General features: G+C 75.9%; 10 protein-coding genes. 5 read left to right on the top strand and 5 right to left on the bottom strand.

Translation table 11 applies throughout. The features are described 5' to 3' along the window. Both C3489_RS37465 and C3489_RS37460 read left to right on the top strand, forming a co-directional pair. On the top strand, window positions 1-1,178 hold a 1,178-nt coding region (locus C3489_RS37465), incomplete at its 5' end, for a helix-turn-helix transcriptional regulator (RefSeq protein ID WP_146075406.1). Between the two features lie 224 nt (window positions 1,179-1,402). Further along, window positions 1,403-2,206 carry a trypsin-like serine protease gene (locus C3489_RS37460; RefSeq protein ID WP_103786605.1) on the top strand — a complete coding sequence of 268 codons (804 nt, stop codon included), beginning with the start codon at window positions 1,403-1,405 and terminating at the stop codon, window positions 2,204-2,206. Window positions 2,207-2,331: 125 nt separating this feature from the next. Here C3489_RS37460 and C3489_RS37455 read toward each other — a convergent pair whose 3' ends face one another. Further along, window positions 2,332-3,432 carry a winged helix DNA-binding domain-containing protein gene (locus tag C3489_RS37455; RefSeq protein WP_103786604.1) on the bottom strand — a complete coding sequence of 367 codons (1,101 nt, stop codon included), beginning with the start codon at window positions 3,430-3,432 and terminating at the stop codon, window positions 2,332-2,334. Window positions 3,433-3,572: 140 nt separating this feature from the next. Here C3489_RS37455 and C3489_RS37450 point away from each other — a divergent pair, with 140 nt between their 5' ends. From C3489_RS37450 to C3489_RS37440, 3 genes are all read left to right on the top strand, one after another. Next, complete coding sequence (locus C3489_RS37450; protein WP_258055129.1) at window positions 3,573-4,478, top strand: polysaccharide pyruvyl transferase family protein; 906 nt, start codon at window positions 3,573-3,575, stop codon at window positions 4,476-4,478. A gap of 80 nt (window positions 4,479-4,558) precedes the next feature. Further along, window positions 4,559-4,867 (top strand): DUF3040 domain-containing protein, encoded by a 309-nt coding sequence (locus tag C3489_RS37445; RefSeq protein WP_103786602.1) that lies wholly within the window; start codon window positions 4,559-4,561, stop codon window positions 4,865-4,867. 49 nt (window positions 4,868-4,916) lie between these two features. Then, on the top strand, window positions 4,917-5,117 hold the full coding sequence (locus tag C3489_RS37440; RefSeq protein ID WP_103786601.1) for a hypothetical protein: 201 nt from the start codon (window positions 4,917-4,919) through the stop codon (window positions 5,115-5,117). 56 nt (window positions 5,118-5,173) lie between these two features. On the opposite strand, the gene C3489_RS37435 is transcribed toward C3489_RS37440, so the two are convergent. The 4 genes from C3489_RS37435 to rfaE2 form a co-directional block, all read right to left on the bottom strand. Continuing rightward, complete coding sequence (locus C3489_RS37435; protein WP_103786600.1) at window positions 5,174-6,070, bottom strand: glycosyltransferase family 2 protein; 897 nt, start codon at window positions 6,068-6,070, stop codon at window positions 5,174-5,176. After that, the gene (locus C3489_RS37430; protein ID WP_103786599.1) at window positions 6,067-6,927 is read right to left on the bottom strand and encodes a glycosyltransferase family 2 protein; all 861 of its coding nucleotides are present in this window, start codon (window positions 6,925-6,927) and stop codon (window positions 6,067-6,069) included. The genes C3489_RS37435 and C3489_RS37430 overlap by 4 nt, the downstream gene beginning before the upstream one ends. Continuing rightward, window positions 6,924-7,841 (bottom strand): glycosyltransferase family 9 protein, encoded by a 918-nt coding sequence (locus C3489_RS37425; RefSeq protein WP_103786598.1) that lies wholly within the window; start codon window positions 7,839-7,841, stop codon window positions 6,924-6,926. The genes C3489_RS37430 and C3489_RS37425 overlap by 4 nt, the downstream gene beginning before the upstream one ends. A 10-nt stretch (window positions 7,842-7,851) precedes the next feature. After that, window positions 7,852-8,500: D-glycero-beta-D-manno-heptose 1-phosphate adenylyltransferase (gene rfaE2 / locus C3489_RS37420; RefSeq protein WP_103786597.1), on the bottom strand; the 649-nt coding region annotated here is incomplete at its 5' end.

The raw sequence follows: 8,500 nt of genomic DNA, 5'->3' as shown, positions 1-8,500 counted from the left end.
TGCAGGAGCCGCAGGACCCGCATGTGGCGTGTCATCACAACGGCGCCGGCGCGGCCCGCTTCCGCTGGCTGCTGATGAACGACCAGCTGTCCGAGGCGCGTTCCACGATCAGCGCGCTGCTGCGCGAGGTGCGCCGGCGCGGCATGGTCGAGAGCGAGGTGCACTTCCTGCGGGCGCTCGCCGAGACCGAGCTGCTGGCGGGGCACTGCGGCCGGGCCCTGGACCTGGCCCGCGAGAGCCTCAGACTGGCCCGCGACTCCGGCATCGGCGAGAGCGCCTCGGCGATGCTGGCCTCCCTGGCGGAGGCGTCCGCCGGGGACCTGGAGCGGGCGGAGGCGCTGGCCCGGGAGGCCGCCGCGCACGCCGAGGAGGACGGCGACGCGATGTACCTCTCGCGGGCCCTGGCCGCGCTCGGCCACGCGCAGCTGGTCGCCGGGGACGCGCGCGGCGCCGTGGTGTCGCTGCGCCGGGTGCGGGAGCTGGAGGCGGGCCTGGGCATCACGGACCCGGCCCGGGGCCGCTGGCACGGCGACCTCGCCGAGGCGCTGGTGCGGATCGGCGAGGCGGGTGAGGCGCGGGAGATCCTGGCCACGGCCCGGGAGCACGCGCTGCGGCTGGGCCGGGAGAGCGTGCTGGCCGTGCTGGACCGCGGCGAGGCCCTGGTGCGGGCGGCGCGCGGCGACACGGAGGGCGCGCTCGCGCAGCTGACGTCCGTTCAGGACCGGCTGGCCAAGCTGGGATACGGGCTTGAGGAGGCGCGGGCCGCGTACGCGCTGGCCCGGCTGCGTGCCGGACGGCCGGCCGGACCGGGCTTCGGCGGGGCGGAGACGACGCGGGTGAACGCGTCGTACGACGAGGCCGCGCGGCTGTTCCGGCGCTGTCGCGCGCTGCCGTGGCTGCGGCAGGTGGAGGCGGCCGCCGAGGCCGCCACGGCGGCGGCGGCCGAGCGGCGGGCATCCGCCCCGGCGGGGCTGCACACGGCGCTGGACTCGCTGGCCTCGATGGAGCGTCAGGTCGCCGGTCTGGTCATGGAGGGCGCCACCAACCGGGAGATCGCGGCCCGGTTGTTCATCAGCGTCAAGACGGTGGAGGCGACGCTGACCCGGGTCTACCGCAAGCTGGGCATCCGCTCCCGGGTGGACATCGTCCGGCTGGCGGCGGGGCGCCACGCGAAGTGAGGCGGGCGCGGGTTTACTGCCTTCGTGGGTGAACAGCGGGGCGACCGAGGGTTTTCCCTGCCCGCCTCCGTTAGGGGGTTCCCTCATTGGGGCGCGGGCGTGCGCGCCCCTAGCGTGAGGGACGTGCCGCTCGCCCGGGCACACGGGGGTCGGTCCCGCGACCCCCGTGCTCAACCCCCCACACCCGTGCGAACCCCCACCGGCAACCCCCATCGAGGAGACTGATGTTCGGGCTCACCCGTGCGAGATCGACGGCGAGGAAGACAGCGGCCGTCGCCGTCGCCTCCGCCGCGACCACCGCCGCGGCACTCCTCAGCGCTCCCTCCGCCGTCGCCGCGCCGCAGCCCGTCGTGGGCGGTACGACGACCACGACGGCGGCCTACCCGTTCATGATGCAGATCACCGACGCCTCGCAGAACCAGTTCTGCGGCGGCACGCTCGTCGCCCCGACGAAGGTGGTCACGGCCGCGCACTGCATGGCCGGCGAGACCGCCTCCGGTGTGCGGGTCGTGGGCGGCCGCACCTACCTCGACGGCACCGACGGCACGGTCGGCCGGGTCAGCAGGATCTGGATCGACCCGGACTACACCGACGCCACGAACGGCGACGACGTGGCCGTGCTGACGCTGTCGACGCCGATGCCGTACGCGACGGCGAAGTACGTCTCGGCGTCCGACACCTCGCTCTACGCCGCGGGCACCACGGCCCGCATCCTCGGCTGGGGCACGACCTCGGAGAACGGCAGCTCCTCCAACCAGCTGCGCACCGCCACGGTCCCGGTCGTGTCCGACGCCGACTGCAAGACTTCCTACGGCTCTGACTTCGTGCAGAGCGACATGGTGTGCGCCGGATACTCATCCGGTGGCGTGGACACCTGCCAGGGCGACAGCGGCGGTCCCCTGCTCATCGGGGGCGTCCTGGCAGGGATCACTTCCTGGGGAGAAGGTTGCGCGGAGGCGGGTTACCCGGGTGTGTACACCCGGCTGACCACCTTCTCCAGCCTCGTGACCGCACAGGTCGGCTCATAGCCCCAGAAGGCTCCTGAGTATCCCTCAGGTGATAACCAGGGGGGCGTTGCGGGCTTCCACGAGCAGCCCGCAGCGCCCCCCTATCCAATGCCCGGCCCCCTGTGCGGCGTCGGGGATGCCCGGTGTCATCGGCGTACCGGGCCGAAGCGGATGTCGTGCAGTGTGCCCGGGTGCAGTGTGGCGAGCATGCGTTCCGCCTCCGTCGTGATCTGCGTTCGCCGGGTTCGGGTCAGGTGGGTGAAGGGCTCGATGACCAGTGCGTTCTGCTCCAGGGTCCACAGGCCCGCGAGGAAGCCGTCGAGCAGGAGGGTGCGGTAGGCCTGGTTGCCCTGCCAGCTGCGGCCGTGGTGCTCCGGCGGGACGACCCGGGTGCGGTCGGCGTGGGAGAGCAGCAGGTTGTCGAACTCCGGCAGGAAGCGCGGCGGGACCGGCGTGTCCGGGTCGGGGCGCGGCGCGTCGGGCAGGTCGAACAGCTCGACGCCCTGTTCGTCGCGGAAGGTGAGCAGCCGGGGCCTGAGCCGTTCGAAGGCGTCGCGCAGCCGGGTCAGGCCGGACCAGGTCTGCATGTCCTTGACCGAGGCGGGGCCGTACGCGGCGAGGTAGCGCAGGACGGTCGCGTCGAGGGTGGCGGGCGGCTCGGCGGGGCGGCCCAGCCAGTGCTCGGCCGTGGTCAGCGCCACCTGCCCGCTCGCCTCCCACAGCCCGCGCGGGGTGACCTGGACGAGCGGCAGCGCGCAGCGCGCGGCGACGGCGAGGGCCTGGGGGTCGGCGTGCGGCCAGTGCTTGTGCAGGGCCTCCCGCAGCTGCTTCATGGTGCGCGGCTCGGCCTCGACCAGCTCCCGGGCGAGCGCGGCCAGCCGGCCGAGGTCGACGCCGTCGAGGCCCTTGCGGAAGTTCGCCAGCTCCCGCTCGCGAGCGCCCTGCACCAGCGGGCGCAGGGTGAGGCAGTCGTCTGCGGTGTGGGTGTGGAGGGTGGAGCGCAGGGTGACGATGCGGGCGACGGCGCGGTCGGCCATCAGCCGGGACAGCTGCTCGGGCGCGAAGCCGTCGAGGCGTGCGGCGAGCGCGTAGTAGGGCGGCTTGACGTTCTGCGCCTGGAGGCCGATCAGGTGGGCGACGGCCTCCTCGGCCGTCAGCGGCGCGGGGGCCAGCAGCAGTTGCCGGCGCAGGGTCGCGCGGTTGAGGGCACGGGTGCCGAGTACGGGAGCCGTCGTCGTCTTGGCCATGTACGGCACGCTAACGAGCCTTGCGGACACCTGCTGTCCGCAACACCCAGCTGGTTCCCGGACGTGCGGGGTACGGGGCTGCGGCGCGCATGGGGGGCCGGCGACGCGTGGCAGCACGTCCGCGCGGGCACTCGGGGGCCGTGCGAGGACGGATTCTGCTGACGGGGTGGTTCACCTTCCGGCACGGGGAGGCGACCGCCGGTGACGTGCTGGCGCTGCACCGGGTGCGCGATGTGCTGGAGCGCGAGCGGCTGGCGTACGACGTCGTGTGGAGCCCGGGCTTCCGGGCCGACGCCCTGCACCTGGACGACGTACGCCCCGAGGACTACACGCATCTGGTGTTCGTGTGCGGGCCGCTGCACGGTCCGCAGATCGAGGAGCTGCACCGGCGTTTCGCGCACTGTGCGCGGATCGCCGTCGGTACGTCGGTGATCGACCCCGGCAGCCCGGCCGTCACCGGATTCCACCGGGTGCTCGCCCGGGACGCGCCGGGCGCCGAACCGGCCCTGGACCTGGCCGCCCGCGCCCCCGCCCCGCCCGCCCGGCCGGTGGCCGGCGTCATCCTCACGCACGGGCAGCACGAGTACGGCGGGCAGCGGCGGCACGCCGAGGTCGCGGAGGCGGTCACGGCGTGGCTGGCGGGCCGGGACTGCGCGCGCCTTCAGCTGGAGACCCGGCTGGACACCCGCGACTGGCGGCTGTGCGCCACGGCGGAGCAGTTCGAGTCGCTGCTGGCCCGCCTCGACCTGGTCGTCACGGACCGGCTGCACGGGCTGGTGCTGGCGCTGCGCGCCGGGACGCCGGTGCTGGCGATCGACCCGGTCGCGGGCGGCGCCAAGGTGACGGCGCAGGCGCGGGCCTGTGGCTGGCCGGCGCTGCTGCCGGCCGGCCGGGTGGACGCGGACGGCCTCGGGCGCTGGTGGGACTGGTGCCTGGACGAGGGCCGCCGCCGGGCCCGGCAGGTGGCGGACGGTTTCCGCCGGGGCGCCGGCGAGGACGGCGCGGACCGTCTCGTGGCCGCGCTGGGGGCCGCCGCGGCCGGTTAGGGCGCGGGGGCGCCGGGGCACCCGTGGGTTCAGTCGTGCAAGCCGTCCGCGAGACCGGAAGAACCGGAAGAGGAGTGACAGTGGCGACCGGCCGTCTCCCCGATCACGAGCAGCGCATCCTGGACGCCCTGGAACGGGACCTGCGTCGCGACCGCCGGCTGGACCGGCGGCTGAGCACCCTGCGGTGGCGGCCCCGGCCCGACCTCGCCCGGCTGCTCGCCCGCCGGCCGCACCCGGTCCTGGTCGCCCTGCTGGTCGCGGTGTCCGTGGGGCTGATGGTGACCGGTATCAGCACCTCCCATCCCGGCGTGATCTGGGCGTTCGCCCTCGTGTGGCCGCTGACCCTGTTCGCGGCGTTCCGGCTGCTGTGCCGGTGGACCGAGCCGTGAGCGTTTGCCGGGCGGGCTGCGAGGCACCTGTCGGCAGGAGCTGATCGCGATGCCCGAGCCCGGCGGCAAGAAGTACGACACCCGACGGGCCAGGATGCGCAAGGAGGCGGAACGGTCCGGGATCTCCGACCAGGACGCCAACGACGTCGCCAACGAGGAGTCGCAGCGCGAGCCGCAGTACCGCAGCAGCGGCCCGCGCACCGAGCGCGGCCGCGGGCCCACGCGCGAACGCCCGGAGAGCTCCGGCTGAGCACCGGGCACAGCGCGGGAGAGGGGCCGCCGGGAACGGCGGCCCCTCCCCTGCGATCAGCCCACGTACCGCCGTGCCTTCGACTGCCGCTGGGCCCGCTCCAGCAGCCGCATCCGCGCCTCGACCTCCGCCGGCAGCACGCGCCGTTCCCGCAGCACCCACGGCAGGGCGGCCGCGGCCTCGGCGAAGGCCCGCAGCGACACCGTGTCACGCGGGACCGTGCGGGCGAGGTGCACGGTACGGCGCAGCGCGGGCCGGGCCGGCCGGCGCAGCCAGGTGAACCACAGGGTGTTGCGGATGCCGTGCGCCCGGCGCAGGGTCGCGTCCCGCATCCCTGACGGCTGGTGGTGGATCGTCAGATGGTCGGCGTACGTCAGCCACCAGCCGTTCGCGGCCAGGTCGACCGCGAGCAGTTCCTCCTCGCCGCCGAGCCACAGCCGCGGGTGGAAGCCGCCGGCGTTGCGGAAGGCGTCGGTGCGCAGCACGGTCGCGGCCGCCAGGAAGGAGCCGAGCGCCGGGCCGGGCAGCCAGTCGGGGCCGGGGACGGGCGAGTGGCGCAGCTCCTCGGTGATCGGGTCCTCGGCGGAGCCGGGTTCGACGAGGATGCGCGCGGTGACGGTGGCGAGCGCCGGATACCGGTCGAGCAGGTCGGCGGCGCCGGACAGGGACCCCGGCGACCACCAGGAGTCGTCGTCGCAGAACGCCACGTAGGGGGTGCGGACCTCGCGCACCGCGAGGTTACGGCCGACGGCGCCGAGGTTGCGGCCGGGCCGCAGCAGCCGTACCCGCGGATGCCGGACGGCGACGGCGTCGGCGGTGCCGTCGGCGGAGGCGTTGTCCACGACGATCACCGGGGGACGTTCGGGGAGCTCGGCCAAGTGGTCGAGGGTGCGCAGGAGTTCGGCACGCCGGTTGTGGGTGATGACGACGACGGTGGTGCGCGGGTCGGTCATGGGCGGGCTCCGTCCAGCGTGCGGGCGGCGTGCTCCAGGTGCGGGGGCAGGGCGCGGCGGGCGCGCAGGGCGGCGGGCAGCCGGGCGAGGGTCTGGCGCAGTGCCTGCCGGGCGACGGGGTCGTGGCGGGCCTCGGCGGCCAGCTCGCGGGTGCGGGCCAGGGCGTACGGCACCGGGCGGCGCAGCCACGCGGTGAGGACGTCGTTGCGGCGCTGCGCGGCCGGGCGGCCGGGGCGGGGCGCGGGGTCGGGGTGGTGGTGGGCGACCACGTCGGGGCAGTGGGTGACGCCCCAGCCGCGGGCGGCGAGGTCGTAGGCGAGCAGGGTCTCCTCGCCGCCGAAGAACAGCACCGGATGGAAGCCACCGGCGTCCAGGTAGGCGGTGCGGCGGACCACGGCGGCACAGGCCAGGAAGCCGAGCACCTGGGTGCCGGGCAGGTCGGTGGCGGGGCCGAGCGGGGAGTGTTCCAGTACGTCGTTGAGCGGGTCGTCCTCCTCGGCCGGGCCGACCAGGGTGCGGGCCGAGACCAGTCCGAGCCGGGGATGGGCGTCCAGCAGTTTGCCGGCGAGCTCCAGGGCGCCCGGTTCCCACCAGGAGTCGTCGTCGCTGAAGGCGATGTACGGCGTGGACAGTGCGCGCACCCCTTCGGTGCGGGCGAGCGCGCCCCGGTTCTCGGCCAGGGCGAGCACCCCGGCCTGCGGGAAGTCGCGGGCGAGCAGGGCGCGGGTGTGGTCGGTGGAGGCGTTGTCGACGACGAGGATCTCCGGCCGCTCCGGCAGCGCGGTGAGCCGGCGCAGGGTGCGGGCCAGGCGGTCGGCGCGGTTGCGGGTGGCGATGACGATGCCGAGGTCGGTCATGAACGGAGCCGGTCGTAGGCGTGCAGGACGTCGGCGGGGGTGATCCGCAGCAGGGCCGGGTCGGTCCGGCGGCCGTGCGGGTCGCCCTCCTCGGGGCCGGGGCGCCACAGGGCGCGGTGGCGCGGGTCGTCCGGTGGACCCCAGCGGCTCGGTGCGACCGGGCCGAACAGGGTCACCGAGGGCGTGGCGTGGGCGACGGCGAGATGCGCGATGCCGGTGTCGCCGCTGATCACGGCGTGGGCGCCGGCGACCAGCGCGGACAGCCGCGCGAAGGGCGGGCCGCCGCCGAAGGTGTCGGTGTCGGGCAGCCGGGCCGTCTTGGCGAGCCGGGCGACGAGGTCGTCCTCGCCCTCTCCCCCGGTGACCACGACCCGGCGGCCGCGCTCGCGCAGGGCGGTGGCGACGGCGGCGTACCGCTCGACGGGCCAGCAGCGCGAGGGCGCCCCGGCGCCCGGGTGCAGGACGACGGCGTCCGGGGCCGGGGAGGGTCCGGGCGGCGCGGGCAGCCGCAGGTCGGCGGGGTCGGCGGGGACGCCGTAGTGCTCCAGGAAGCGGCACCAGCGGGCCCGCTCGTGCTCCTCGGCCCACCAGGGCGGGCCGTCGGGGGCCGCGAAGGCCCACAGGCGGCGCGGGCGCAGCGTCTCCAGGAGCCGTCGGCTGGGCGGTCCGTTGCCGTGCAGGTCGACGGCGAGGTCGGGGGGCGGCCCGGTCCAGTCGATGCGCTCGGGTACGGCCCGGCCGGGGGCGGACGCGGGCAGCAGCCGGTCGACGGCTCCGGTGGCACCGGCGACCGGGGTCAGCTCGGCGGGCGCGGCGAGGATCAGTTCATGGCCGGGGAAGGCGCGGCGCAGGGCGCGCAGCGCGGGCACCCCGGCCAGCAGGTCGCCGAGGCCGAGGGCGCGCAGGACGAGCAGCCGGGCCGGGTCATCGGGCTCCTTCCGCGGCGCGGGCGATCAGCTCGGTCGAGGAGCGGCCGTCGAGGTAGGGCAGCAGGACCGCCTGTCCGCCCCACTCCTTGAGCAGCGCCGCCTCGGGCAGTTCGGCTCCGGTGTAGTCGCCGCCCTTGACCCACACGTCGGGCCGCAGCCGGGCGAGCAGCCGCTCGGGGGTGTCCTCGTCGAAGACGGCGACGGCGTCGACGCAGCCCAGGGCGCGCAGGACGCGGACCCGGTCGGCGAGCGGGTTCACGGGGCGGCCGTCGCCCTTGCGGCGGCGTACGGAGGCGTCGGAGTTGACGCACACGACGAGGCAGTCGCCGATCCGGCGGGCGGCCTGCAGCAGGCCGACGTGGCCTGCGTGCAGCAGGTCGAAGCAGCCGCCGGCGGCGACGACGGTCCCGCCGGCGGCGCGGACCCGGGCGGCCGTGGCGAAGGGGTCGCCCTGGGCGGCGTTGGGGTGGCTCTCGGCAGCGGAGGGTTCGGTGGCGTGCTCCGGGAGCGCGGCGGCGCCGCCCGCCCCGACGAACGCGGTGGCCGCGGCGACGGCGCCCTGGAGCGCCTCGCCGACCAGTGCCCCGTCGGCGAGCAGCCCGGCCGCCGTGGCGGCGAACCGGTCGCCGGCGCCGCACGGGTCG

This window comes from Streptomyces sp. Ru71 (assembly GCF_002920535.1).
GTDB lineage: Bacteria > Actinomycetota > Actinomycetes > Streptomycetales > Streptomycetaceae > Streptomyces.
The sequence above is the reverse complement of the archived record's forward strand: the minus strand, read 5'-3'. Positions and strand labels throughout refer to the sequence as shown.